This window comes from Microbacterium sp. Y356 (assembly GCF_059445355.1).
In genome coordinates this window covers 2182712-2207366 of record NZ_JCAIUE010000001.1, presented here as the reverse complement: position 1 = coordinate 2207366, position 24655 = coordinate 2182712, and the positions used below count along the sequence as shown (strand labels likewise).

The 24655-nt window shown below is 65.0% G+C and carries 25 protein-coding genes; 13 read left to right on the top strand and 12 right to left on the bottom strand.

Annotated features, from left to right (window positions below):
• The first annotated feature begins 15 nt into the window (after positions 1–15).
• The 7 genes from AC1C2Q_RS10655 to AC1C2Q_RS10625 all read left to right on the top strand — a co-directional run bounded on the left by AC1C2Q_RS10655 (position 16) and on the right by AC1C2Q_RS10625 (position 6990).
• The gene (locus AC1C2Q_RS10655) at positions 16–960 is read left to right on the top strand and encodes an ABC transporter permease (protein WP_495450063.1); all 945 of its coding nucleotides are present in this window, start codon (positions 16–18) and stop codon (positions 958–960) included.
• Positions 957–2873, top strand: a complete 1917-nt coding sequence (locus AC1C2Q_RS10650; protein ID WP_495450062.1) for a dipeptide/oligopeptide/nickel ABC transporter permease/ATP-binding protein — start codon at positions 957–959, stop codon at positions 2871–2873. Before AC1C2Q_RS10655 ends, AC1C2Q_RS10650 begins: the two co-directional genes overlap by 4 nt.
• Complete coding sequence (locus tag AC1C2Q_RS10645; RefSeq protein WP_495450061.1) at positions 2870–3688, top strand: ATP-binding cassette domain-containing protein; 819 nt, start codon at positions 2870–2872, stop codon at positions 3686–3688. The genes AC1C2Q_RS10650 and AC1C2Q_RS10645 overlap by 4 nt, the downstream gene beginning before the upstream one ends.
• Positions 3688–4560 (top strand): alpha/beta fold hydrolase, encoded by an 873-nt coding sequence (locus AC1C2Q_RS10640; protein WP_495450060.1) that lies wholly within the window; start codon positions 3688–3690, stop codon positions 4558–4560. Before AC1C2Q_RS10645 ends, AC1C2Q_RS10640 begins: the two co-directional genes overlap by 1 nt.
• A complete protein-coding gene (locus AC1C2Q_RS10635) occupies positions 4557–5141 on the top strand; it encodes a MarR family winged helix-turn-helix transcriptional regulator (protein WP_495450059.1) in 585 nt (194 codons plus the stop codon). The genes AC1C2Q_RS10640 and AC1C2Q_RS10635 overlap by 4 nt, the downstream gene beginning before the upstream one ends.
• Positions 5138–6376, top strand: a complete 1239-nt coding sequence (locus AC1C2Q_RS10630) for a CaiB/BaiF CoA transferase family protein (RefSeq protein ID WP_495450058.1) — start codon at positions 5138–5140, stop codon at positions 6374–6376. The genes AC1C2Q_RS10635 and AC1C2Q_RS10630 overlap by 4 nt, the downstream gene beginning before the upstream one ends.
• An 80-nt stretch (positions 6377–6456) precedes the next feature.
• Positions 6457–6990: a MarR family winged helix-turn-helix transcriptional regulator gene (locus AC1C2Q_RS10625; protein ID WP_495450057.1), complete on the top strand. Its 534-nt coding sequence runs from the start codon at positions 6457–6459 to the stop codon at positions 6988–6990.
• 47 nt (positions 6991–7037) lie between these two features.
• Here AC1C2Q_RS10625 and AC1C2Q_RS10620 read toward each other — a convergent pair whose 3' ends face one another.
• The 6 genes from AC1C2Q_RS10620 to AC1C2Q_RS10595 are packed head-to-tail and all read right to left on the bottom strand — an operon-like array spanning position 7038 to position 13177.
• Entirely contained in the window at positions 7038–8294 is a 1257-nt protein-coding gene (locus AC1C2Q_RS10620; RefSeq protein ID WP_495450056.1) for a 2-hydroxyacyl-CoA dehydratase, read from the bottom strand.
• A complete protein-coding gene (locus AC1C2Q_RS10615) occupies positions 8291–9343 on the bottom strand; it encodes a 2-hydroxyacyl-CoA dehydratase (protein WP_495450055.1) in 1053 nt (350 codons plus the stop codon). The genes AC1C2Q_RS10620 and AC1C2Q_RS10615 overlap by 4 nt, the downstream gene beginning before the upstream one ends.
• Positions 9336–10469 (bottom strand): CapA family protein, encoded by a 1134-nt coding sequence (locus tag AC1C2Q_RS10610; RefSeq protein WP_495450054.1) that lies wholly within the window; start codon positions 10467–10469, stop codon positions 9336–9338. The genes AC1C2Q_RS10615 and AC1C2Q_RS10610 overlap by 8 nt, the downstream gene beginning before the upstream one ends.
• The gene (locus AC1C2Q_RS10605) at positions 10466–11347 is read right to left on the bottom strand and encodes an amino acid ABC transporter ATP-binding protein (RefSeq protein WP_495450053.1); all 882 of its coding nucleotides are present in this window, start codon (positions 11345–11347) and stop codon (positions 10466–10468) included. Before AC1C2Q_RS10605 ends, AC1C2Q_RS10610 begins: the two co-directional genes overlap by 4 nt.
• Entirely contained in the window at positions 11344–12267 is a 924-nt protein-coding gene (locus tag AC1C2Q_RS10600; RefSeq protein WP_495431054.1) for an amino acid ABC transporter permease, read from the bottom strand. The genes AC1C2Q_RS10605 and AC1C2Q_RS10600 overlap by 4 nt, the downstream gene beginning before the upstream one ends.
• Positions 12268–12274: 7 nt before the next feature.
• Positions 12275–13177, bottom strand: coding sequence for a transporter substrate-binding domain-containing protein (locus tag AC1C2Q_RS10595; protein WP_495450052.1), 903 nt, complete (start codon positions 13175–13177; stop codon positions 12275–12277).
• Positions 13178–13409: 232 nt separating this feature from the next.
• On the opposite strand from AC1C2Q_RS10595, the gene AC1C2Q_RS10590 reads away from it, so the two are divergent.
• From AC1C2Q_RS10590 to AC1C2Q_RS10575, 4 genes are read left to right on the top strand one after another with little or no spacing between them, the layout of a single operon-like run.
• Positions 13410–14321: an ABC transporter ATP-binding protein gene (locus tag AC1C2Q_RS10590; RefSeq protein WP_495431052.1), complete on the top strand. Its 912-nt coding sequence runs from the start codon at positions 13410–13412 to the stop codon at positions 14319–14321.
• Entirely contained in the window at positions 14318–15133 is an 816-nt protein-coding gene (locus AC1C2Q_RS10585; protein WP_495450051.1) for an ABC-2 transporter permease, read from the top strand. The genes AC1C2Q_RS10590 and AC1C2Q_RS10585 overlap by 4 nt, the downstream gene beginning before the upstream one ends.
• A 44-nt stretch (positions 15134–15177) precedes the next feature.
• On the top strand, positions 15178–16467 hold the full coding sequence (locus tag AC1C2Q_RS10580) for a sensor histidine kinase (protein WP_495450571.1): 1290 nt from the start codon (positions 15178–15180) through the stop codon (positions 16465–16467).
• Entirely contained in the window at positions 16464–17117 is a 654-nt protein-coding gene (locus tag AC1C2Q_RS10575; protein WP_495450050.1) for a response regulator, read from the top strand. The genes AC1C2Q_RS10580 and AC1C2Q_RS10575 overlap by 4 nt, the downstream gene beginning before the upstream one ends.
• A 19-nt stretch (positions 17118–17136) precedes the next feature.
• Here the strand turns inward: AC1C2Q_RS10575 and AC1C2Q_RS10570 are convergent, their stop codons facing one another.
• Positions 17137–17898 carry an IclR family transcriptional regulator gene (locus AC1C2Q_RS10570; protein ID WP_495450049.1) on the bottom strand — a complete coding sequence of 254 codons (762 nt, stop codon included), beginning with the start codon at positions 17896–17898 and terminating at the stop codon, positions 17137–17139.
• Positions 17899–18054: 156 nt separating this feature from the next.
• Between AC1C2Q_RS10570 and AC1C2Q_RS10565 the strand changes: the two genes are divergently transcribed.
• Complete coding sequence (locus tag AC1C2Q_RS10565) at positions 18055–19431, top strand: MFS transporter (RefSeq protein WP_495450047.1); 1377 nt, start codon at positions 18055–18057, stop codon at positions 19429–19431.
• On the opposite strand, the gene AC1C2Q_RS10560 is transcribed toward AC1C2Q_RS10565, so the two are convergent.
• The 5 genes from AC1C2Q_RS10560 to AC1C2Q_RS10540 are packed head-to-tail and all read right to left on the bottom strand — an operon-like array spanning position 19374 to position 23589.
• Positions 19374–20183: a PaaX family transcriptional regulator gene (locus AC1C2Q_RS10560; protein WP_495450046.1), complete on the bottom strand. Its 810-nt coding sequence runs from the start codon at positions 20181–20183 to the stop codon at positions 19374–19376. The two genes, AC1C2Q_RS10565 and AC1C2Q_RS10560, sit on opposite strands and share 58 nt — an antisense overlap.
• A complete protein-coding gene (locus AC1C2Q_RS10555; RefSeq protein WP_495450045.1) occupies positions 20180–20980 on the bottom strand; it encodes an ABC transporter ATP-binding protein in 801 nt (266 codons plus the stop codon). Before AC1C2Q_RS10555 ends, AC1C2Q_RS10560 begins: the two co-directional genes overlap by 4 nt.
• Entirely contained in the window at positions 20973–21797 is an 825-nt protein-coding gene (locus AC1C2Q_RS10550) for an ABC transporter permease (protein WP_495450044.1), read from the bottom strand. Before AC1C2Q_RS10550 ends, AC1C2Q_RS10555 begins: the two co-directional genes overlap by 8 nt.
• The gene (locus AC1C2Q_RS10545; protein WP_495431044.1) at positions 21794–22591 is read right to left on the bottom strand and encodes an ABC transporter permease; all 798 of its coding nucleotides are present in this window, start codon (positions 22589–22591) and stop codon (positions 21794–21796) included. Before AC1C2Q_RS10545 ends, AC1C2Q_RS10550 begins: the two co-directional genes overlap by 4 nt.
• Positions 22592–22593: 2 nt before the next feature.
• Positions 22594–23589 carry an ABC transporter substrate-binding protein gene (locus AC1C2Q_RS10540; protein ID WP_495450043.1) on the bottom strand — a complete coding sequence of 332 codons (996 nt, stop codon included), beginning with the start codon at positions 23587–23589 and terminating at the stop codon, positions 22594–22596.
• A 375-nt stretch (positions 23590–23964) separates the two neighbouring features.
• Between AC1C2Q_RS10540 and AC1C2Q_RS10535 the strand changes: the two genes are divergently transcribed.
• Positions 23965–24612, top strand: a complete 648-nt coding sequence (locus tag AC1C2Q_RS10535; protein ID WP_495431042.1) for a GntR family transcriptional regulator — start codon at positions 23965–23967, stop codon at positions 24610–24612.
• Positions 24613–24655: the final 43 nt, after the last annotated feature.

Here is a 24655-nt window from a genome sequence, read left to right as displayed (position 1 = left end):
GAGGGGGGTGACGACATGACAATGATGATCATTCGACAGCTGCTGATGTCGATCGTGCTGATCCTGGTGTCGACGGCAACGATCTTCGTGCTGATGTCGTTGGTTCCCGGCGATGCGGCCCTGGCGATCCTGGGCGAAAACGCCACACCAGAGTCCATCGCCTACCTCCGTGAGCAGATGGGTCTCGATCAGCCACTGTGGACGCAGTACGCGAACTGGGCCGTCGGACTCGTCCAAGGCGATCTAGGGACGTCGATCTACAGCGGTGAACCCGTGACCAAGCTGTTGGGCGCGCGGATGGGCCTCACGTTCTCACTCATGGTCGGATCGACGATCTCGATCGCCGTGCTAGGCGTGCTGATCGGACTCGCCAGCGCCCTCCGCGAAGGATGGGTCGGACGAAGCATCGATGCGCTGTCCCTGGTCGGCTTTGCCCTTCCGAGCTTTTGGATCGCCATCGTGCTCGTCGGCATCTTCGCCGTGGGACTGCGCATGTTCCCGGCAACCGGGTACGCGCCACCGGCCGCCGGAGTGGGTCCCTGGCTGCACTCCCTCGTCTTGCCTGTCGCGGCGATGTCGCTGAGTGGAATCACCGTCATCGCGAAGCAGATGCGCGATTCGGTGCGCAAAGAGCTTGATCGCGACTACGTGAGAGTCCTTCGGTCCACCGGGGTGTCGGAACCGCGGATTGTGCTGCTGCACGTCGTGCGCAATGCCTCCATTCCGACCACGACGCTGATCGGCCTCATGGCGGTCGGCGCCCTGAGCGGTGCGGTCTTCATCGAGAACGTCTTCGTCCTCCCTGGCCTGGGCAGCCTCGTCACCTCCGCTGCCGCGCGACAGGATCTTCCCGTCATCCTCGGTGTCGGCGTCGCTTTCACGGCGATCGTCATCGTGATCAACCTCGTGGTCGACATCGCGTACGTCTCCCTCAATCCGAAAGTCCGACAGAGCCGATGAAGCCTCCGACCTCTCCTGTGCGCTCCGCGTCGCTGACCCGGGCGCTGCTGCGCAAGCCTCTGGGCGTCACCTCTGCCGCCATCATCGCGGTACTCATCCTCGCGGCGGTCTTCGCACCTTGGCTCGCACCGTACGATCCGATCGCTCAAGACATGACGATCGCCCGCCAAGGGCCGTCCGTCGCGCACTGGCTTGGCACAGACCTTCTCGGGCGCGACTTGCTGACCCGAATCATGTACGGCGGAAGAGACTCCCTGATCGGCGTCGCCGAAGGCCTCGGAGTGATGTTGATCATCTCCGTGCCAGTCGGGATCCTCGCGGCGTATCTCCGCGGGGCGTTCGACCGGGCGGTGCTCTCGGTCATCGACATCGTTATGTCAATCCCCGGCATCCTCATTACGTTGGCGTCACTGGCCATCTTCAGCAACAGCATGCTCGCGGCCATGGTGACGGTCGGTGTGCTCGCATCGGCGGCCTTCACTCGGGTGTTCCGCAGCGCCGTACTGGCACTGCGGCAAGAGCCTTTCGTGCAGGCCGCCGCCGTCACGGGGCTGCCGACCCGGCTGATCCTCCTGCGCCATGTGCTGCCGCAGGCGCGCGGCACAATCCTGGTGCAGGCCTCGCTCTTCGGAGCCGCGACCCTGGGGATCCAGACCGGACTCTCCTTCCTCGCGTTCGGCCCGCCGCCGCCAGCCCCGACGTGGGGTGGGATGGTCGCGGAGGCGGCATCGGCGATCCAGTCCTTCCCGTGGATGTTCATCCCGACGGGTGGCGTCATCGTCCTGGCGACGCTCGCCTTCGGCCTACTGGGCGACGCCCTGCGGGATGCCGCGGCCGAGCAGGTACAGGTGCGGCCGGTGCCGGCGCGGGCAGGTCGAGTCTCGGCCCCGTCCTCCACGGTCGACACCCCTGACGAGCACCGCGAGCGACGAGAGGGAGCACTCCTGAACGTCGACGGCCTGAGTGTGACGTTCGGCGCTGGCGACCCGCTCACCGTTGTCGACCGCGTCTCCTTCGATGTCATTCCCGGGGAGATCCTCGGGATCGTCGGAGAGTCTGGCAGCGGAAAGACCGTGACCGCCCTCGCGACGATCGGTCTACTCGGACGCGGCGGCCGTGTGAGTGCTGGCTCGATCACTTTCGAGGGACGCGAGATTTCTCGTGATACCAAGGCGATGAAAGATGTGCGCGGCAACGGAATCGCGTACATCTCGCAGGAACCGCTCATCGCGCTGGACCCGTCGTTCACGATCGGTTTCCAACTCGTCGAGGTCGTGCGACTTCACGATCAATGCTCTCGTCGTCAAGCGAAGCATCGGGCGATGGAACTGCTCGCCGACATGCGGCTCTCCGATCCTGGCCGCGTCTACCGCAGCTACCCGCACCAGATCTCCGGCGGGATGGCACAGCGCGTCGTCATCGCCAAGGCGCTCGCCGGACGCCCTCGTGTGCTCATCGCGGACGAGCCAACCACCGCATTGGACGTCACCGTACAGGCGGAGATCCTGAACCTGCTCAAGAGCATCCGTGACGACACGGGGATGGCCATCATCCTCGTCACTCACGACTGGGGAGTGGTCGCCGGGACGTGCGATCGCACCCTCGTCATGTACGCCGGACAGGTGGTCGAGGAAGCCGAAGTTGTCGAGCTGATCAACTCGCCCCGCCACCCCTATACGCGCGGATTGTTGGCCTCCGACCCGCACGGTGCTCGCCGCGGTGACATCCTCCCCACGATCGGTGGAATAGTGCCGCCGCCGGGGTCCTGGCCGGGCGGCTGCCGGTTCGCCGCTCGCTGCAAATTCGCGCAGCCGGAATGCTCCGAGACGGCAATAGCGCTCGTCGATGCTGGCGAGGACCGCGCGAGCCGTTGCATCCGCGTCGATGCGCTTCTTGAGGGGGCGAACGCATGAGCGTCGAGGCTCCAGTGCTGGAGGTCCGAGGCATCGCCGTGGACTACGGATCCGGAAGAAACCGGTCACGAGCGGTGACGGGCGTCGACTTCGCCGTCGCCCGGGGCAGGACCCTAGGCCTCGTGGGCGAGTCCGGCTCGGGTAAGACCACCATCGGCATGGCCGTTCTCGGTCTCGTGCCACTTGCGGCCGGTGAGATCCGCTTCCTGGGCAACCCGATCCGCGATCTGACATCGAGGCAGCGTCGTGAGCTCGGCAAGGTGCGCCAGGTGATCTTCCAGGATCCGTACAGCTCGCTCGACCCGTTGCGGACTATCGGGTACAGCCTCATCGAGCCCGCCCGTTTCCACGGGATGGCGGCCGGTGCAGCTCTCGAGCGGGCGCGAGAACTGGTCCGCAAGGTCGGTCTCGACGAAAGCGCACTCGCCCGCTTCCCGGCTCAGTTCTCCGGCGGGCAGCGTCAGCGCATTGCGATCGCTCGCGCTCTCATGACGAGCCCCGAATTCATCGTGTGTGACGAGCCGGTGAGTGCGCTCGATTTATCGGTGCAGGCGGATGTTATGAACCTGCTGACTTCGCTGCAGCGCGAGTTCGGATTGAGTCTTCTGTTCATCTCCCACGACCTCACGATCGTGCGTCAGATCTCGGACGACATCGTGGTGCTCCGCTCCGGCGAAATCGTCGAGGCCGGACCGACCGAGCGGCTCTTCGACGCGCCCCGCGAGGACTACACGCGAACCCTTCTGGCTTCCGTGCCCAGCACTGAGCGCACCGACACAAGCAATAACTCCGCGATGCAGAAAGAGGTGGGCTGATGCCCTACATATCTATTGACGACGTGTCCCTGTGGTACGACGAATTCAGTGGCACCGGTGTGCCGATCTTCTCCAGCGCCTCCTCATTTGAATCAGGCGGCTATCCCGAGATTCTCTCCCGTGCCCCCCTCGGGAACCCCCTGTACCAGATCCAGGCGCGCGGTTGGGGGCGATCCACCCATCTAGCGGATGCTCCGGCGGCCGGCTGGCTCGACACCTGGGCCGATGACGTCTGCAGAGTCGCGGATCAGCTTGGCATCGAGAAGTTCGTCTACACCGGCGTCTCACACGGGGCGGGCATCGGGTGGCATCTCGCCAGGCGGCATCCCGAACGGCTTCTCGCGCTGGTCTCCGTCGTCGGGGCACCGCACGATCGAGTCGGAGGAACCTCCAGCTCTGCGGGGCGGGCGAAGATCATCGCCGGCCGCAGGGATCCGGATGTCGTTCGCGCGCAGTTCGAGATCCTTGCGGGGTGGTCGGATGACCCGGCCCGCCTCGCAGCCCGCGAGAACATGTACCGCCGTGTGATCAGCAACTTCGCCGCGCAATCCGAGGAGGAAGCCCAGATCAACCAGGGCAAGCCATTCCCGGAGGCGACCACCGACGAACAGCTTGCCGAGATCTTCCGGTCCATCCGGGTCCCGGTTTTGATCCTCGGCGCGATGCGCGATGGCGTGATCAGCCCGCAGGCCAGCCTGCGTGCCGCAATGAATGTACGTGGCGCGAAGACGGTGCTGTGGGAGGACGAGGGGCACATGATCGCGGGCGAGAGTCCCGCGCGCCTCGCACGAGAGGTCGCACTCTTCCTCGCAGAGCTCGACAACGCCGCCGAGCCGCGCGACGGAATCGTATCGGAAACGTTCGCATCATGAACGAGAACGAAACCGACAGCCAGAGAGAGCACAGCGGCACTCTTGCCACGGATGAGCTGTATTACATCCTCAATCGGCTCTCGCGATCGATGAACCGCGCCGTGGACGATATCGCATGGCAGCACGGCGTCACGCTGGCCGAGTTCAACGTCCTCCTCGTTCTCGCAGAAGGGGTTCCTCTGTCATCGGCGCAGCTTGCACGTCGAGCATTCGTCACTCCGCAATCCAGCCATCAGGTCGTTTCCACGCTCATCTCGCGTGAGCTGGTCGAGACCGTGCGTCACCCGACCGACGGGCGCGTCAAGCTGGCGTGCCTCACGGATGCCGGCTGGGCAATGCTCGATACCGCTCGAAACGCCCTGCACAGCATGCAGGACAGGGCGATGTCTGCTCTTCCCGATGCCGACCGCGAGCGGCTGCCGCAGGTTCTGGAGATTCTGGCCGAAACCCTGCTCGGCGGCTGGTTCGGCGACTTCGAAGCTGCGGTGGCGGCGGTCAGTCGACCATCTCGGAGCACACTCGCGCGCACACCGGACGCGCATCCCATGCCTTCACCCATCGATAGAAAGAAGATCACATGACCGCCAGTGCTCCACTGCAGGGACGAGTCGTCATCGACCTCACCACGGCCCTGGCAGGACCGTATGCGACTCTCCTGCTGGGTGGGCTCGGAGCACGGGTGATCAAGGTGGAAAATCCCCACCGAGGCGGCGACAGTTCTCGCACCAACTCCCCGTACGTCACCGCCGAGGGGCTCTCGCCCGTCAAGTCGGGCGACGACGACATGTCGGTGTCGATGCTCCTGCGCGGCAGGAACAAGGAGAGCATTTCCCTGGATCTGAAGACGCCGGAGGGACGTGAGGTGCTGCTGGATCTCATCAGTCATGCTGATGTTCTGGTAGAGAACTTCAGCGCCGGCGTGACGCGCCGACTCGGAATCGACTACGAATCAGTGCGTGAAGCGAACCCCAAACTCGTGTACACCTCCATCACGGGATTCGGCTCAGACGAGACCGGTGGAGCGAAAGCGATGGACACCATCGTGCAGGCGCTGAGCGGGGTCATGATGACCGCCGGCGACCCCGGCGACAGCCCGGTGCGTTTCGGGCTGCCCATCGCCGACCTGTCCGCTCCGCTATTCGCCGTAATCGGCACGGTCTCGGCGCTGCTTGAGGCAGTGACCAGCGGCAAAGGACAGCATGTCGACGTATCGATGCTGGGCGCGATGACATCCCTCGTCGCCTGCGAGCCGTTCGACGCTTTCGAGGAGTTGGGCTACCCGACCAGGACCGGCGACTATGTTCCCCGGTTGGCGCCGTTCGGCACGTTCCGCGCGGAAGACGGCTGGTTCGCGGTCTGCGGACCGACCGACGCGTTCGCTGCAGGGGTGTTCCGAGCTATTGAAGAGCCCGAGCTCGCGGATGATCCGCGTTTCGCTGGCCGCGACGCGCGCGTGAGAAACGCCGATGATCTGCACCAGCGAATGTCTGACTGGGCAGGACGGCGGACTGTCGCCGCGGCCGTAGCGGCATTCGAAGCAAATGGCGTGCCCTCGGCGCCCGTGCGCACCCTCGCGGATGCGGTGCGGGACCCACGAGTGCAGGCTCGCGGTGAGGTGGTGCGCATCCAGCATCCTCGTTTCGATGTTGACGCCGAATTGTGGGGCACCGGAGTGCCCATCACCTTCAGTCGCAGCGCGGTCGGGCTCGACAACCCTGCCCACGCCTTGGGAGCCGACACGAGGGAAGTCTTGTCCGACCTCCTCGGGTATCCAGGGGAGCGGATCGCCGAGTTGGAGGAGTCGCAGGTCATCTGAGCCGGGTGCCGCGAACTGCGGCATCCTCCACGCGAGGGTGTCGGCGCACCGCCGGCACCCCGCAGGCATAGTCTGGAAACGTGCCGGAGCAGATACGAGATCCTCGAGGAACGCCGGCCACGGCCTTCCTGAGCTACACCGCGTACCGCTTCGCCAGAGCATTGAACCGTGCGGCCGAGAATACGGCTCTCGCCAGGGGCATCACACTCCCCCAGTTGTTCATCCTCCAGGTGCTCGGCGAAGGATTGCCGATGTCTAACGCAGATGTGGCTCGGCGCACTTTCGTGAGCTCACAAGCCGCCCATGTGGTCGTGACCGAATTGCTCGACACCGGCCTTGTCGAGCGCATCGACCACTCCACGAACCGACGTGTGCGACTGCTGCAGCTCAGCTCAGAAGGTTGGCGGCTCCTCGGAGAATGCGAATCCGAGATCCTCGAACGCGAGGAACGCCTCACGGGCGAGATCGACATCGATGCGACGGCCACTCTCACCGAGATCCTCGACCGCGCAGCCGATGTCCTCGCCGGTGGATACTTCGGCGACAAGCAGGCCGAGACTGCCGCTGTCGCAGCACGTCGTCGACGGCCTCGCGGTGGAATTGCTGCGTCGTAGCGATCAGCGCTGACCGCGCGACTCTCGCCGGGGCCATCCGAGGCGCGTCATCGCGTCGGCTGCACGCGCTCCCGGAGGAATTCCGCGATCTGGACGCGCAGCTCGCCCGTCGCGCGCGGATCCGCGTTGCTACCGCGGATGTCGAGCACCGGGATTCCCTGCTTTTCGAGAGCGGCGGAGATCAGCGCGGCCCCCGGAGTGTCGTCGGCCACCAGATGCACGACCCCATCGACACCGTGCGTGAGCGCCTCCTTGGCGTACCAGGACGAGGACATCGGCGGCACATACAGCAGGTCTGTCAAACCCACGAAGCGTGCGGCGAGCGCACGCACCGGGTCAGACCCGTATCGGACGTACCCGTCAGCGGCGATCGCAAGGTACATCGACCACACGAAGACGGCATCGAACTCTTCCTGGAACGACTTGTAGAGGTCCAGATCAGCCCACAGACCCCGGCCGATCCACATCAGTCTGAGCCGTTCGCCATCGTGGACCGCTCGCCCCTGCCCGATGCGTTCCGCGACCTCATCGTGGAGCCGGTGCGCGGCATCCGCGGCCCATTGCGTACCTCGATGCCACTGCGGCACCATCACGGCGGGGATGATGTCGTTGACCGCAACGGGCATCGGCCTCGCCGTTGCGAGCAGATCGCGCGTGCGCCGATTCCATTCCGCCTGATCGTTGGCCAGCGTCATGACTTCCGCGAGTCGGTCAAGGTCAAGTACCCGGCCGGTGCGCGCTTCCAGCCAGTGGATAAGCTCCTGGATCTCTCCCTGCAGCAGATCGATGCGCTCGGAGCCGAACACGCTCTCCCACTGGTTCGGAACGCTCTCCCACCAGTTTTCGGGTGCGGGGACCGCCGCGGTGCGTGACAGCAGGAAGGTCTCCGTGCCGGATCGACGCGCCCATCGCTCGAAGATCTTGTGAGTCACATCTCCGCTGCGTTCACTGATCGCGAAACGTGGCTCCGGAAGGCCACCCCAAGGGGCTTCCTCGGGCGTGAGGTCCTGCGCGCCGAGCGGGAGCACGTCATACTGACGGCTGTCATCGGGGAGCCCCGCGGCCGCTATCGCCGCCAGGGCGGCAGGAGCGGTGCGCTTGGCCGCGATGATCGATGACCACCATTGGTTCACGACATAGGGAATGTCCATCGCGCGCAGCAGTTCATGTGGGGCATCCGCGTTCGCCAAAACGAGCGGTTCTCCCGCCTGGGTGCGGGCGTGAAGGCCATGGAACCAGTCGCGCTGATAGGCGATGGCCGCCGCCGCACTCTCCAATCGGGAGGCGTTCAGTTCGACAGTCATTCTTTCGACGCCTTCCCGGTGATCTCGGCTGCGAGTTCACGCGCGGCCGAGCTCACTTCGCGCGGTCCGACGTGGCTGCGGGTCCGCAGCGGCAGGTGACGTGCATCGAGCGCCGCCGCCTGGTCGGAGAGGTCCCAGAGCGGGGCCTCGTCAAGTTCTCGGATGAAGGCCGCCACGACGTCGGCGCCCTCTCGCACTGCCATCGTCGCAGTGAGGTCGGCACGCTCGGCGCTAAAGGCTGAGGACGATGCCGCCACCCGGGCGAAATGAGATTGGACCAGACCTGTGATCACGTCATCGACACTGTCGGCGAGGATCGCCTCGCCAAGCCACGCGCGATCGCCGGTGTCGTGGTCCTCACCAACGACTGTGCACTCTTGCTCCTCGAGCTCGCGATACACGCGCGCATCTGGATGACTCGAGCCCGTGATGTGCACGCGGGTGCCCGTCACCGGACCGCCGACGCAGGCTGCGTCGACCTCGGTGACAGCGTCGACCGGATGCAGACGAGATGCAGCCAAGTAGCCATCCAGTGCTCGTGATCCAGAGCATCGTGATGGTGTGGCCCGTCGAGCATCGCGGAGACGAGCGAGCGATTCACCCAGCGCGTGCTCGTCGGCAGCAGCCGCTCGCAGCGACTGCGCATCTGGTCTCAGCCCGGTGATCAGTGCACAGAAGTCGACGAGCGCGCGATACTGTCCCTCGGCGAACCTGCGCGCCGGGGCCGACCCTCCCGCGGGGACGTCGAGCAGGTGCAGCGGCAGATCGCCGCCGATGGCGCGCAGCGCGTAGAACAGCCGCAGGTGCGACTGGTTGTCGTTGCAGATGATGAGTGCATCGAGATCGTCACGCTGTGCGAGCAGTCCGGAGAGGATGCGAACGGTCACGGCATCCGCAGCTCCGAGTAGGTCGGATGCCTCGGCGTCCAGTTCCCCCTCCCACGAGCCGGTCAGCCGATACGGGAGAGCGCCCGCGGCAAGGAGGAGCTGGCGGGGGACGTCGTTGCCGACGATACCGACAACCGCAGCAGTCACTCTCATGTCACTCATCTTCACTCCTCGCGACGAGGCGGTCGCCATCCCACACGAGACGAGTAGAGAAACCGGCTTCCGTGGTGATCTTTCGAAGGTACTCGGCAACCGACTCTCCGCGTTCGTCCCTCCCGACCGGCACGGGTCGGGCATCGTCGTCGATCCAGCACGGAATGAGTGCCGCCTCGATGCGGTCACCGGATATCTCGAGCACCGCAATCGCCGTGTTGCGGCTCTCGGGATGGAACGGATAGTCGGGCATCTCAGGGTCGGGGTCGAATCCGAACAGTCGCCGCCGCTGTCGCGCCCACACGGCCCGTTCCGGGGCGTCGCCCTGACGCGCAGACAGGGCGCGGGTGACAGTGGCGAAGTTACCCATGCCGTGCAGGATAGGGCGGTCCCGGTAGAACTCGACGCCCCTCATGATGTGCGCATGGTGCCCGATCACCGCGTGAGCGCCCGCGTCGATCACCGCGTGGGAGATCTCACGCTCATAGTCGGCGAGATCGATCGGCGTGTGCACGAGCCCCTTGTGGAGAGCGACGATCACGACGTCCGCCGCCTTGCGGGTCCGACGCACCGCCTGCAGCACACGCTCGAGGCTGATCGGTTCTGCGTAGGTGTGGACGCGCGGCGGCCCGCCAGGGTTCGCTCCACGCGCCTCATAGTGAGTGGTCACCTCGATATACGCTGCGCCGGGTTTCAGCGACGACGCCCAGGTCTCCCGAGGCCCGACGCAGTTGATGCTCAAGATCGCGATCCGTGTGCCATCCACATCAGTGACCATTGGCTCCAGGGCCTCATCGAGTGTCTCCCCGACGCCTGCGGTCTGCAGACCTCGCGCGGCGCAATGCTCGCGCGTCTCGCGGATACCCTCGGGACCGAAGTCGTAGATGTGGTTTCCGGCGAGAGTAAGCATGGTGAATCCCGCCTGTGCCAGACCATCGAGCGCCCCGGGTGTGCCGGGGATCGCCGGCACATCCGTGGAGTGCACCGTGTGCGCAGTTCCCTCCGCGAGGTGCGGAATCTCCAGGTGACCGATCACGAGGTCAGCGGATCGCAGGACGGATGCCGCGGGCTCGAGCAGCGGCCAGGAATCGGGACGCTCGAGCACGAGGTCGCCGACGGCGTGGACGGTGATCATGCGATCTCCTCGGGCACAGCGTTCTCTGGTGCGGCATCCGCAGGCGCAGCATCCGCCCGCGGACCGCCGGATGTGCGCGTCAGGAACGCGCGCAGCCGCGTGGATTTCGGATTGTCGAAGAACTCCGCCGACGGCCGGTCTTCGAGCACTTGCCCCTCGGCCATGAACACGCACCGGTCAGCGACGTTTCGGGCGAACTCGAGCTCGTGCGTGACGACGATCATCGTCATTCCGAACTCGGCGAGGTCCTTCATCACCTGCAGCACCTCGTCGACGAGTTCCGGGTCGAGGGAGCTGGTCGGCTCATCGAAGAGCAGGATGCGCGGGCGTGCAGCGACCGCGCGTGCAATTGCGACGCGCTGCTGCTGTCCGCCGGAGAGCTGCCGCGGGTGCACCTCGGCCTTGTCGGCGAGTCCGACGCGATCCAGCAGCTCCATCGCCCGCGCGCGAGCGTCAGCCGGAGCCGTGCCATGCACCTTGATCGGAGCCTCGGTGATATTGCGCAGCACGGTCCAGTGCGGAAAGAGATTGAACTGTTGAAACACCATGCCCATACGTCTGCGCTGGCGTTGTACATCGGTGTCTCGCAACGTGCGCAGGCGTCCGTTGTGCTCCTCATAGCCGAGCAGTTCACCGTCGAGGTACATCGCCCCGCCGTCGATGGTCTCAAGCTGATCGATGCAGCGCACGAGCGTCGACTTGCCAGAGCCGGACGGGCCGAGCACCGCCACGACTTCGGAGGCGTGCACCTCCAGATCGACTCCGTCCAGAGCAAGGAGGTCGCCGTAGTACTTGCGCAGCCCAGTGATGCGCAGCACCGACTCCGATCCCCGGTGTCCCGAAGAATCCGATGCCGTCACATCCTCAATCGCGGTCATGCCGCTACCTCCGCTCGTGCCACTACCCGTCGTGTTGCTGTGGTGCGTGACATCCCGCGACTGAATCGTCGTTCGACGCGGCGCTGCACCACAGTCAGAGCCGTCACAATCACGAGGTACCAGATCACAGCGACGATCAGCATCGGCACGACTTCGTAGGTGCGGTTGTAGATCACCTGCACCGAATGCAAGAGGTCACCCATCGCGATCACGCTCACCAATGACGTGCCCTTCAGGAGGGCGATCACCTGGGATCCGGTCGGCGGGATAATCACGCGCATGGCCTGTGGCAGCACCACGCGGGTGAACGAGTGCCAGCGGCTGAACCCCATCGCCGCGGAAGCATCCCGCTGCCCTGAATCGACCGAAAGGATGCCGGCGCGAATGATCTCGGCCATGTAGGCCGCCTCGTGCAACGAGAGTCCGATGATGGCCGCGGTGAGCGGGGTGATCAGGTCGTTCGTGGACCAGCTGAACAGCTCCGGCCCGAACGGAACGCCCACCGACAACCGTGGCAGCAGGTACGCGAGGTTGTACCAGAAGATGAGCTGTACGAGCGGCGGTACCCCACGGAAGATGCCGACGAAAACGATGCACGCCCACCGCAGCGGCATGAACTCGCTCAACTGGCCGGCGGCGAGCCCGGTGCCAAGCACTGAGCCAAGCACCATGCCAACAATCGTGAGCATGATCGACATGCCCAGGCCCATCAGCACACTCGGATTGAACAGGTACTCCGCGACGACCGGCCATTCGAATCGCTCGTTCGTGGCGAGGAAGACGGCGATCTGGGCGACGACGATCACTAGCAGGATGCCGACTACGACGCGCCACGGCTGAATCCGCGCGCGCGCGTCGGCGGCATCCGGTTCACCGCCGGCTCGTGGCGAGCGCACTGGCTGCGTGATGAGGTCGGTCATGAGGAACTCACTTCGAAAGGTCGGGGTTCAGCGCAGGAGCCTCGACGGCGGCATCTTCGATGCCCCACTCCTGCATGATGCGGTCGTATTCGCCGTTGTCGAAGATGGCCTCGAAGGCCGCGAGCATGGGTTCGGCAAGCCCGCTGTCCTTCGGCAGGAACATCGCGAGCTGGTCGACGCCGGCACCCTGCTCATCGGACTGGACGATGTAGCCGTAGCGATCGGGGTCGCTGGCCAGGAAGTCGATCGCGGACGCCTGGGTGGTACCCGCGTAGTCGGCACGGTCGGAGTTGACGGCGAGGAACGTCGCGTTGCTGTCCTCCAGGCCGATGAACTCGGCCTGGTCCAGCCCCTCGGCCTCGCACCACTCGTTGTAGCGCGCGATCTGACTCTCGGTGACCGATCCTGTCACGCCTGCAATGCGAGCACCGCAGACTGCTTCGGGATCGTCGAGTTCGTCGGCGCGCTCGCTCAGGAAGAGGTAGGAGGTGCGCGTCGTCATCCAAACGACGCCATCAAACTGCTCCAGTCGCTCGGGCGTGACGCGCACCGGACCGTTGAAAGCGTCGTAGCGGCCGGAAAGCATGCCGGTGAGCATCGCATCGAGGCCGGACGCGGTCTCGATCTTGAACGGCACACCGAGCTGCTCAGAGAGAGCGGCCTGAAGGTCGGGGTCGATGCCGGTGATCTCGCCGCCCTCCTCGATGGTGCGGTAGGGCGGGTGTGTGTCGCCTGCGATGGTGATGACGCCGGCTTCCTTGATCGCGTCGGGCAACTGGTCATACAGGGGAGCCTCGTTCGAGGCTTCGGTCTCTTCGGGCGCGGATTCAGGGGCGGGGCTCGACGTGCAGCCGGCGAGGAGCACGACCGTCAGAACCGGGACAAGGGCGAATGCACTCTTGGTACGCATTGATGGACTCCACATCGTTGTGCAGGACGAGCGGGACCGGGCGATCACCGCTCAACCATCATAAAACTTGATGATTGAAGAAATCAACTATTGTTTTCTGGCATGGCGCAAGACAGCTCCGGGCGGGATGGGGAAAATGAAGCGTATGGTCCCCCAGTGCCACCCGCCCCACCCCCAACTTGGCACCACAGGTGGACGCGTCAGGACGCATCCACCCCGTAACTTCGAAGACATGATCACAGCAGAAGGCCTCACGAAGAGGTTCGGAGACAAGACAGCCGTCCAGGACGTGTCGTTCACCGTCAAGCCAGGAACCGTCACGGGATTCCTCGGCCCGAACGGTGCCGGCAAATCCACCACTATGCGCATGGTCGTCGGCCTCGACCGCCCCACCTCGGGACGAGCGACGGTCAACGGACAGGAATACCGCAAGCTGCGCGCACCCCTCACCGAGGTCGGCGTGCTGCTCGACGCGAAAGCCGTCCACACTGGTCGCACAGCGCGAAACCATCTGCGCGCGATGGCCGCAACCCACGGCATCCCACTGTCGCGCGTCGACGAGGTCATCGACCTCGCCGGCATCGGCTCCGTGTCACGAAAGCGTGCCGGCAAGTTCTCGCTCGGCATGGGCCAGCGTCTCGGCATCGCCTCGGCCCTGCTCGGAGACCCGCACACGCTGATCCTCGACGAGCCAGTAAACGGTCTCGACCCTGAGGGCGTGCGCTGGGTGCGTCAGTTCGTCCGCCACGCGGCATCCGAGGGACGCACTGTGCTGCTGTCCAGCCACCTGATGAGCGAGATGGCGCAGACCGCCGATCACGTGATCGTCATGGGCCGCGGGAAGGTGTTGGCGGATGCTCCACTCGAAGAGCTCGTCCGGGCCTGGACGAGAAACACCGTACTGGTGCGGAGCCCGCGCACCTCTGACCTCGCCGCCGCGGTGGCCGGTCCCGATATCGAGATCATCAGCACGAGCCCCGAGACGATTGAGGTCGTCGGGCTCGCGGCATCCCGCATCGGTGATATCGCCGCAGACCGCGGCATCCCGCTCCACGAGTTGACTCCGACCACCGGATCGCTCGAGGATGCCTACCTCGCACTCACCGGTGAATCGGTCGAGTACCGCTCGAAGGAGATCTCATGACCACCGCCACTGCTCCGGCACCGCTGCGCACGCGGACGGCGTCGCCGTACCGTCTCACGTTCTTCCGCGCCGTGCGCAGCGAATGGATCAAGCTCTCCACGCTCCGTTCGACCTGGTGGTCGATCGGCCTCGTCGCCGTGCTGACGATCGGTATCGCCGTCCTCGTCGCACTCGCCATGGATGTGCCGGGATTCGAGCCCATCCAGGCCGTGGTCTCGCCGATCCAGTTCACGATGCTGCTCGCAGGCATCCTCGGCGTCATCGCGGTGACCGGCGAATACTCCACCGGAATGATCCGCTCCACGCTGGCAGCCGATCCGGTACGCGGGTCGGTTCTCGCTGCCAAGGCGATCGTCGTCGCGGTGTTCATGTTCGGCGCGTCACTCCTGATCTTCCTCGTTGCGGCGATTGCCGTCACGCCGATCTTCGCCGGCAGGGACATGCCGTTCGCCTGGGATGACCCAGCCAAATCGATCCTGCCTATCCTCGCCTCATCGATTGCGATGGCTGTCTTCGCGCTGATCGGCGTCGCATTCGGATTCATCCTTCGCTCCGGCGCCGGCGCGATTGCCGCGACCGTCGGACTGCTCTTCGTCCTCCCGATCGTGGGAAGCATCTTCGCGATGCCAGGAGAGGAGTGGCAGTGGATCAGTGACGTCATCGGTCACCTGCCGATGTCCGCTGCGCAGAGCGCGATCCTCCCGCAAGACGGCTGGGGACTGCCGGTCGCAGAGGCATACCTGACACTGACCGCATGGGTCGCCGCCGGGATGCTGTCTGCCTGGGCGGTGCTGCGCACTCGCGACGCGTGAGAGCGCGACGTCAAGCAGACCTGACGCGTAAAGTCGAGGCCGTGATGAATTCGCGCAGCCGCAGCGCCGCCGTCCGTGAGGACGACGAGCTGCGGCTGCCGCGTCCACCCGGCATCATCCGGCGCTTCTGGGCGCGGCATCCGATCGCTGCCGACATCATCATCGCCGTCATCTGCCTGCTCCTCTCGCTTGCGCCGGCGACTTTCTCCGCTACCTATGAGCCAGCGCCAGGCGGCGGTTTCACCGTCGTCGATCCACCCTCGCTGGTCTCCAGCATCACGATCGCGATCCTGGTCGTCGCAGCTTGTGCGCTGCTGTTGCGCCGCAGGCAATGGCCGGTGGTGGCCTTCGTCGCCGGATACGCGGTGGCTATCGCCTATCTGTTCATGCTCGAGCCGGCAGGCGGCCCGCTCCTCATCGTCACGAGTTATACGCTCGCCGTCTACCGCTCGACGCGCGCCGCGTGGACGGGCCTGGGGATCGGTATCGGGACTCTGACGCTGATCTCGGTCATCCTCGAGCGCACCGGAACCATCACACTCCAGGTTGCGCTGAACGGCGTCCTCGGCCAACTCACTCTCGCCCTCATCGGCACGCTGATCGGTGCCAACGTGGGCGGCCGGAAACGCTATATCGAAGCGGTGATCGATCGATCTCGGCAGTTGCTCACCGAACGCGATCAGCAGGCGCAACTGGCTGCGGCGAGCGAGCGAGCCCGCATCGCCCGCGAGATGCACGACATCGTCTCCCATTCGCTCACCGTGATCGTTGCTCTTTCTGAGGGCGCCGCTGCGACCGCTGACCAGGACAGGGCACGGCATGCCGCGACCGCCGCCGCCGCGACAGCGCGCGGTGCCCTCACCGAAATGCGATCGATGCTCGGCGTCCTCCGCGATGCGGACTCCGACGTGCCACTTGCACCGTCCGCACCCGTTCCCCCACACGTCACTGTCGCGAACGCGCAGGACGCCGGGTATCCGGTTACGCTGACAACCACCGGAGTGGCGAACGCGACGCCGGCGGTGAGCTTTGCCATCGGCAGGATCGTGCAAGAGGGTCTCACCAACGCCATGCGGCATGCCGCGGGCGCATCGAAGATCATGGTTCGCATCGATTACTCGACGGACCCGATCGTGGTCGAGATCCTCAACGACGGCGCCTCGGGCCCCATCGGTACGACTGGGTTCGGGCTTCGCGGGCTGAGTGAGCGCGCAGCCCACGTGGATGGGATGCTGCATTCGGGGCCGGACGGCGAAGATCGATGGGCTCTGCGCGCAGAGCTGCCTGCGGCATCCGACTCTCCCCCTCCCCCTGCAATTGAGGATGCCCCGTGACTGAACCCATCCGTGTACTCCTCGTCGACGATCAGGAGCTCATCCGTGTCGGCTTCCGCCTGGTGCTCGAAGCGGAATCCGACATGGTCGTGGTCGGCGAAGCGAGCGACGGCGAAGAGGCCATCCGGCGGGCGACGGAGTTCACGCCCGACGTTGTGCTGATGGACATCCGGATGCCGGGGCTCGACGGGATCGCCGCGACCGAAGCCATCGTTCAGACACTGCCGGATTCCCGTGTGCTGGTACTGACCACGTTCGACCTCGACGAGTACGCGTTCGGTGCGATCCGCGCGGGCGCGAGTGGATTCCTCCTCAAAGACGCGCAGCGGCACGAGCTGATCTCGGCCGTGCGAGCCGTGCATCGTGGCGATGCGGCGCTCGCGCCGCGCGTCACCCGAAGGTTGCTCGAGCACCTCGGCCCACACCTGGCCCCCACCAGCGACGGGCCCGATCCGACGGCGACACTCACCGAGCGTGAACGCGATGTGTTCCTCGCAATCGCTCGCGGTCTCACGAACGCGGAGATCGCACAGAGCCTGTTCCTCAGTGAATCAACCGTTAAGACGCACGTCGGGCGTGTGCTGATGAAGCTCGAGGCGCGAGACCGCATTCACGCAGTAATCCTCGCGCATCAGCACGGGCTGGCGTGAGGGCGGGGTTCGCGTCGTATCAGCGGGCGGCCCGGCCGTCAGCGATAGCATCGGCGATGTCGATGAGATCGCGCGACCATTTCTCGCCCAGTTCGGGGGTGAATCTGGCGCTGGGCAGCGCGATGCTCATCGCCACGCGCCGTCCTCCGAAATCCCCGACCGAGATTGACATGGCGGCGATGCCCGGCTCGCTCTCGTCCACATTCCAAGCAATGCGCGATGCGCGCACTTCGTCCAATCGGGCACGCAGCGACACCAGGTCAACAAGAGGTCGCTGAGTCCGAACGCCAGCGGTCGCCAGTGCATACCTTGACTCGACCTCTTCGTCGCTCAGATCAGCGAGCAGCGCCTTTCCACCGGCAGTGAGATGAGCCGGGAGCCAGACCCCGACCCGCAGGCCGAAACGCAGCGTGTGCGTGCGTGCCTCGATGCCGTCCAGGTGCAGGACACGCGTGCCGACGAGTGCTGCGAGGTGCACGGTCTCACCAGACCGTTCGAACAGCGCCTCGAGCGCGGGGCGCAGGTGATCAGTGAGCTGCGGTATCCGCGTGGCCAGACCCGGAGTGTGCAGGGCCGGACCGGCCGAGTAGCGGCGATCGCGCCCCTGCGCCGCAAAACCGTCGTGCATGAGCGTCGCGAGCAGTCGCTGTGCAGTCGAGGCGTTCACGTCCAGCGCGGCTGCGGCCTCGGTCACACCGAGCGACCCCTCTTCGATGATGAGTTTCAGCAGAACGAGAGCTCGGTGCACAGACTCGACCCGGGGTGCATCTTTGCGTATCACGCAATTCACTCTACTTGCTATTGCGCAACGCGCAAGATCTCGTCTAATATCGCTTCTCGACCGGAAAAATACTCCGGACCCCAACGAACGATGCTGTTCTGTGCAGATGTCGACGAAGACATCCACAGGCACACCCCGATAAGAGGACTGGACACCATGTCGAAGAAGACAGGACTTCTCAGCGAGACGGCGAGCATGCGTGCGCCGGGCAATCAGAGCAAACGCTCCTCACTGGCCGGATTCATCGGCTCGGCGTTGGAGTACTACGACATGTACATCTACGCATCCGCGTCGGCCCTCGTGTTCGCACGCGTCTTCTTCCCGGATGCCGGGGCCACCGGGCTCCTCTTCGCGCTGGGCCTCTACGGCGTCGCGTATCTCGCCCGCCCGCTCGGCGGCTTCCTCGCCGGGCACCTGGGCGACCGGTTCGGCCGTCGCAACATCATGATCCTCACGCTGCTCGTGATGGGCATCTCCACCTTCCTGATCGGCTGCCTGCCCTCATACGACACGGCCGGCATCCTCGCGCCGACGCTACTCATCCTCCTGCGCCTATGCCAGGGACTGTCCGTGGGAGGCGAGCTAGCCGGCGCAACCTCGCTGACGTTGGAACACGCCCCCGGCAACCGCCGCGCGCTTTACACTTCGTGGGCGATCAACGGCATCTGGGTCGGGTACGTCCTCGCGACCCTCGCCTTCATCGGCGTCGCCGCCCTGCCCGATGAGCAGTTGGTGGCCTGGGGCTGGCGCGTCCCATTCTGGTTCAGCGCCCTCCTCCTGATCGTCGGCATCCTCATCCGTCGTACAGTCCGCGACACCGAAGCGTTCGTGACCGAGAAAGAGCAGGGCACGACCGCCAAGATTCCGCTCGGCGAGGTGCTGCGTCACCAGCCGTGGGACGTCGTGCGCGTCATCTTCGCCGCACTCCTGCTCGTCATCAGCACCACTGTCCCCGTCTACGGCCTGACCTACGCGACGAACATCGTGGGAATCGATCCTGGCATCATGCTCTGGGTGGTCATCATCGGCTACATCGTCGCGCTGGTGACCCAGCCGCTGCTCGCGAGCCTCAGCGACCGCATCGGACGCAAGCCCGTCCTCATCGGCGGCAACCTGTTCGGCGGTGCCGCAGTCTGGCTGTTCTTCTGGGCAGTCAGTGAGGCCAACGTCCCGCTGATCTTCGTCGGCGTGCTGCTGTCGATCTCGCTCGCTTTCGCGGCCACCAACGCCGTCTACCCGTCGTACTTCGCCGAGTTGTTCAACGTGCGCTACCGCGTGACCGGCATGGCGGTGGGCCTGCAGTTGGGCCTCGTGCTGACCGGATTCTCCCCCGTAATCATCCAGGCGATCTCGAGCGCTAATGGCGACGCCTGGTGGCCCGCCGCCGCATACACGACCGTGGCGTGCGTCATCTCCGCGATCGCGATCGCAAGCGGACGCGAGACATACAAGACTCCGCTGAACGAGCTCGGCGTTCAGCGCCCCAGCGACTCGGCGAACTCACTCTCAGCGTCAGATCGCAGCTCCCGATAACGTGTGGCGAAGAGCCGAGCTGAGTCCCCGGCCGGCCAATCCTCCCCGAGGAAGCGCGCGGGCAGTCGTGGATCAGCCCGCAGCAGCGCGAGCCAGTCGGAGACCAGCGCAGTGCTTGCGGACAGGCCCGATCCGTCGGACAGCGGCATGCTCCATGCCGCGAGAAACTCATCGTGTGCGTCTCTGATCGCGGCAACGTTCCATGCATCGGCGACCTGCGTCGCCAATCCGAAACCCTCCACCTCGCGAGCACGGAACGCCGTCACCGCACCGGCAGGAAGTTCGCTCTGCAATGGGGCGAGCGTCGCATCGAGATCGACACCGCCTGGCGCGAGCCAGAGTCCGTCGCGCAAGGGGGCGAATCCTTCCCACCCCAGAGTGGCTCGCAGCCGATGACGCAGCGCACGCTCGCGCTCCGGCAACGTAAAGGTGACGAGCGTCCACCCCTCCCCCTGCGGCGCAAATGGCGTGGGCGAATGAACGCGCGCACCGGCCTCGCGGATCACAGCGGCCGCTGTATCGGTGACGGTGAAGGCGATCTCCCGCCCGTTCCGGCGGCGCTCAAGAAGCCCCCGCCGCGCCATTCGATCCAACGTCGCCCGCGTGGCGGGTGCCGCGATACCCACGCCGGCGAGGACGTCAATCATCACGCTCGCCCTGATCGGCCCGCAGTCGCGGTCGACGACGTTCTCACCGAGGAACGCCAGAAGCAGCCGCTTCGGAGGGCGCGGCCGTACCACTGCGTCGCTCATGCGGCCGGACGCACCGCGTCGCCACGCTTCGCTCGTTGGATCTGCGTGTACACGTGCGTTCGCAGCTCAGTGAAACGCGGGAGTGCACGAGTCGTAATCTGATCACGCTCGGGCGCGAGGTCGATCAGAAGGTCTTCCTGCACCCACGTCGGCGATTTTGACAGCACAATGACACGCTCACCGAGGTACACCGATTCATCGATGTCATGGGTGACGAAGAGGATCGACATCCCCCGGTCGCGGTGGAGGGTTCGCACCAGGTCTTCGAGATCGGCCCTGGTCTGCGCATCGACGGCGGCGAAAGGCTCATCCATGATGAGCACCTCCGGCTCGTAGGCGACGGCGCGTGCGATCGCCACACGTTGCTGCATGCCACCGGAGAGCTGCCAGGGGTAGCTACCTCCCGCATGCTCAAGGCCGACGGCTGTCAGGGCGTCATCGATCAGTCGATCACGCTCGGCGCGTGGGAGCTTGCCGTGTTTCAATGGAAGCTCGATATTTCCGCGCACGGTCAGCCATGGATACAGACTCCGCCCGTATTCCTGGAACACAAGCGCCATGTTCGGCGGCGGCTCTGTTACGGCCTTCCCATCGAGCACGACGGTTCCCGAGGTCGGTTGCAACAGACCCGCGATGCACTTCAACAGCGTCGTCTTGCCGCACCCGGAGGGCCCGACGATGCAGACCAGTTCCCCGGTTCCCATCGTGAAGCTGATGTCGCCGATCGCTTCGACCGTGCCGGTGGACGACTCATACACCTTCCTCAGATGTTCTACCGTAAGCAATGCGTCAGGCACGCTCCACCTCCTTGATTCCGTGATACCAGCGCAGAACCCGTCGTTCTACGAATCCGAAGATGGCTGCCAGCAGCACTCCGATGAGTCCGAGAAGCAGGATTCCTGCCCACATCTCGGCGATGAGGTAGTTCCGCTGGAAGTACACGACAAGGTAGCCGAGTCCCGACGACGAGCCGAACATCTCCGAGATCACCATCATGATCAGCGCAATCGAGATCGACTGGCGAACCCCGGCCATGATCCGCGGACTGGCCGCTGGCAGGACCAGGTAGCGAATGCGCTCGGCCCGGGTCAAGGCGAAGGAACGTGCCGTCTCAGTCATCACCTGATCTGTGGCGCGCACGCCGTCGATCGTGTTCAAAAGCACCGGCCAGACGGCACCGGCGACGATCACCGCGATCTTCATCGTGTCGGTGATCCCCATCAGCAGCATCACGACGGGTATCAGCACCGGCGGCGGGATCGCCCGGAAGAACTCCAGCAGGGGTTCGAGCAACTCGCGCAGCCACCGCACCAACCCGATCATCGTGCCTGCCATGACGCCGATGGCGACCGAAAGGACGATCGCGAGTGCCAGCCGCCCAAGCGAAGGGAGCACGTCTGTGACGAACGCCGGCCCGACCCAGGTATCCACGAATGCCGTGAATATTGTCACCGGTCCTGGAAAGAACTTCGCGGGTGCGATCGTTGACCAGATTCCCCAGATGACCAGGAGCAGGAACGGCAGACCGAGCGCAAACCCGAAACCGGAGGCGAAGCGACGCCAGCTGAACGAGCGGCGTCGAGGAGTGACCAGGGTGCTGGTGTAAAGAGTCACAGGACCTCCTCCCCTCGAACAGACTGATGCCAAGACAGTGCGCGGCGCTCGATGAGCCGGAACCCCAGATTCACGATGAGGCCGAGCAGTCCGGTCACCACGACGAGCGCGTACACCGCGACCGAATCCCCGGCGTTGCGCGCCGTGTTGATCATGACCCCGAGGCCGGGGTTTCCGATCGTCATCTCGGCGGTCACCGCGAGGATCAGCGCCACGGATGCCCCGAGCCGCAGTCCGGTCATCAAATAGGGCAGCGTCGTCGGCAGCACCAGACTCATCACCTGCTCCCGACGCGTCAGCCCGAAGCTGCGGGCGGTGTCACGTGCAACCGTGTCGACATCGGCGACCCCATACAGCACCTGCACGAACACCTGCCAGAACGTGGCGAAAATGATGATGACAAGTGCAGCCGACAGCTGCAAGCCGTACAACAGGACGGCGATCGGGATCAGCGCGACCGACGGAATCGGTCGCAGGAACTCGATCATGCTGTGCGTCGCACGGCGCAGGAACGGCACAAGCCCAATCAGCGTTCCGAGCGCGACCGCCAGCGCAGAGGCGATCACTAACCCGATGAGCCACCCGGTCATCGTCCGACCGACGTTGCGCCAGAACTCAAGATCCTGGAACTCCGTGCCGAGCCGCGCCAACGTGTCAGTCGCGAGCGGCAACGCCTGCGGGTTGATCAGGCCGAACATCGGGATCAGTTGCCAGACAACCAAAAAGCCGACGATGCCCAGGATGCCTAGAACCGTCTTGCGCACGGTCGCTCTGAGACGAACGGATGCAGACATACCTACTGCTGCTGGATCAGTCGGTCCAGATCCGGTGCGGCATCCAAAACGCCGAAGTCGACCGCGATCGATGCGAGCGACTCCAAGTCAGCGATGTTCAGCTCAGCGGTGAACGTCGGCAGGGCAATGCCAGCGGCGGCGGCCTCTGGAATCTCCATGTGCGTCACGATCGCTGCGCGAACAGCGTCCTCGTTGCCTGCCGCCCAGTCCAGCGCCTCGGCCATCGCCGCCGCGTAGTCGGCCACCAACTCCGGGTCGGAGTCGATCAGATCCTGCGTCGTGAAGTTGACGAGAACCGAGAGCCCAGGGATCGTCGCCTGGTAGGGGTACACCACGAGTGACCCGCCGCCATCGATGACCTGTGACATGAACGGGTCCGGCACCCAGGCCGCGTCGATTGTGCCCGACTCGAGCTGCGCCGCGGCATCCGGGAAGGCGACTTCGACGAACTCAATCGTGGAAGGGTCACCGCCGTCATCGGCGACGGCCTGCATGATCGTCACGTCGCCGGCAGCACCCACGCTGTTCACCGACACGCGTTTGCCGGCGAGATCGGCCGGTCGCGTGATCCCGGAGTCTGCAGAAGCGACCACCGCGTTCACGTCATCACCAGTTGCGAGACTCGATGCGTAGTTGCTGAACACCGTGACACCCAGATCTCCCAGGTCGGCACGGAACGGACCGAAAGGCTGGCCGATCGCGAATTGGATGTCTCCGCTGAGCAGCGCAGGAATCGCCTGCGCGCCGCCCTGTGCGGGTACGACCTCGACGTCGAGACCGTGCTCCTCAAAGATCCCGGCGTCGATGGCACCCCAGAGCGCGCCGGTTTCCGCGATCGGCAGTGCGGCGACGCGGATCTCGCGCACCTCGCCGGCGCCGTCATCTCCGCCAGGCGAGGGCTCCGTGGATGAGGAGGGAGGGGCAGCGGAATCCGTGCATCCGCTCAGCAGCAATGCGGTGGCTGCGGCAATCGCCAGGGCAGCAAGACTCTTCTTCATCGAATGGCCTTTCGTGATGGTGCGCGGGTATCACGACGACTGCGGCAAGGCCCGTTAGGGCACCGTACCGGCCACTTCATCGTGCGGGTTCGATAATCGTGACCCCGACCGCATCCATTGTCAAGAACTTTGTGACGGTCGTCACGAAACTGTTGAACTAGGACAGTGTCAGCGGAATCCGTGTCTGGTGTCTGGATGCCGAGAATCTCGGGAGCCGCGCAGTGTTGTCCTGGCTGACGCGGCTCCTGTATGCTCCCGATTATTGTCAACAATCTTGCTGACGACGACGGGGTCGCTGTGAGAAGCGCGAAGAGCGCGCTACGGCATCCGTAGTGCACAATCGAGGAGTCCCGTCACTCGAGAGGAACGCACCCGGTGGTCGATAACTCCGACGTACGCACCCAACTTCGCGATGCCATTCTGCGCGGATCATACGCGCCGCGCCAGCGCCTGATCGAGGCCGACTTGGCCCAGGAATATGAGGCCAGTCGCTTCACTCTGCGCAACGCGCTGATCCAGCTTGCCGCCGAGGGGCTGGTTGAGCTGCAGCCGAACCGCGGGGCGCGCGTGCGCGAGATCACCGTCGAAGAGGCCGTCGAGATCACTGAGATCCGCCAGGCCGTTGAGAGTCTGGTCGCCGCCCGCGCGGCCGAGAATGTCACCGACGAGCAGATCGCATTCCTCCGGCAGGTCGGCGTCGACATGCAGGCGGCAGTCGATCAGAACGAGCTCGTCCGCTATTCCGAACTCAACTCGACGTTGCACGCGACCCTGCGCGATATCGCGCAGCACGAGACCGCCAGCCGCATACTCGAGCAGCTGAACGGGCAAATGGTGCGGCACCAGTTCCAGCTCTTCCTGGTTCCGGGACGCCCGAGCAAATCGTTGCCAGAGCACCTCGCGATCATCGACGGCGTGTGCACGCGAAATGCCGAGGCAGCAAGAGCCGCGATGGGGATCCATGTCGGGAGCGTCATCGCCACGCTGAGCGAGTTCGCAGAGGCAGCTGCTGCCACTCGCTGACGTCCCTCCATCAGATTGTTATCAATCTCGTCGACAATATTGA

Coding starts and splice junctions, on each gene's coding strand:
- AC1C2Q_RS10620 (WP_495450056.1), bottom strand. CDS start 8,294: ATGACTGTCGAACTGAACGCCTCCCGATTGGAGAGTGCGGCGGCGGCC.
- AC1C2Q_RS10655 (WP_495450063.1), top strand. CDS start 16: ATGACAATGATGATCATTCGACAGCTGCTGATGTCGATCGTGCTGATC.
- AC1C2Q_RS10600 (WP_495431054.1), bottom strand. CDS start 12,267: ATGACCGACCTCATCACGCAGCCAGTGCGCTCGCCACGAGCCGGCGGT.
- AC1C2Q_RS10645 (WP_495450061.1), top strand. CDS start 2,870: ATGAGCGTCGAGGCTCCAGTGCTGGAGGTCCGAGGCATCGCCGTGGAC.
- AC1C2Q_RS10635 (WP_495450059.1), top strand. CDS start 4,557: ATGAACGAGAACGAAACCGACAGCCAGAGAGAGCACAGCGGCACTCTT.
- AC1C2Q_RS10610 (WP_495450054.1), bottom strand. CDS start 10,469: ATGATCACCGTCCACGCCGTCGGCGACCTCGTGCTCGAGCGTCCCGAT.
- AC1C2Q_RS10540 (WP_495450043.1), bottom strand. CDS start 23,589: ATGAAGAAGAGTCTTGCTGCCCTGGCGATTGCCGCAGCCACCGCATTG.
- AC1C2Q_RS10640 (WP_495450060.1), top strand. CDS start 3,688: ATGCCCTACATATCTATTGACGACGTGTCCCTGTGGTACGACGAATTC.
- AC1C2Q_RS10650 (WP_495450062.1), top strand. CDS start 957: ATGAAGCCTCCGACCTCTCCTGTGCGCTCCGCGTCGCTGACCCGGGCG.
- AC1C2Q_RS10545 (WP_495431044.1), bottom strand. CDS start 22,591: ATGTCTGCATCCGTTCGTCTCAGAGCGACCGTGCGCAAGACGGTTCTA.
- AC1C2Q_RS10595 (WP_495450052.1), bottom strand. CDS start 13,177: ATGCGTACCAAGAGTGCATTCGCCCTTGTCCCGGTTCTGACGGTCGTG.
- AC1C2Q_RS10615 (WP_495450055.1), bottom strand. CDS start 9,343: ATGAGTGACATGAGAGTGACTGCTGCGGTTGTCGGTATCGTCGGCAAC.
- AC1C2Q_RS10580 (WP_495450571.1), top strand. CDS start 15,178: ATGAATTCGCGCAGCCGCAGCGCCGCCGTCCGTGAGGACGACGAGCTG.
- AC1C2Q_RS10565 (WP_495450047.1), top strand. CDS start 18,055: ATGTCGAAGAAGACAGGACTTCTCAGCGAGACGGCGAGCATGCGTGCG.
- AC1C2Q_RS10590 (WP_495431052.1), top strand. CDS start 13,410: ATGATCACAGCAGAAGGCCTCACGAAGAGGTTCGGAGACAAGACAGCC.
- AC1C2Q_RS10630 (WP_495450058.1), top strand. CDS start 5,138: ATGACCGCCAGTGCTCCACTGCAGGGACGAGTCGTCATCGACCTCACC.
- AC1C2Q_RS10560 (WP_495450046.1), bottom strand. CDS start 20,183: ATGAGCGACGCAGTGGTACGGCCGCGCCCTCCGAAGCGGCTGCTTCTG.
- AC1C2Q_RS10585 (WP_495450051.1), top strand. CDS start 14,318: ATGACCACCGCCACTGCTCCGGCACCGCTGCGCACGCGGACGGCGTCG.
- AC1C2Q_RS10605 (WP_495450053.1), bottom strand. CDS start 11,347: ATGACCGCGATTGAGGATGTGACGGCATCGGATTCTTCGGGACACCGG.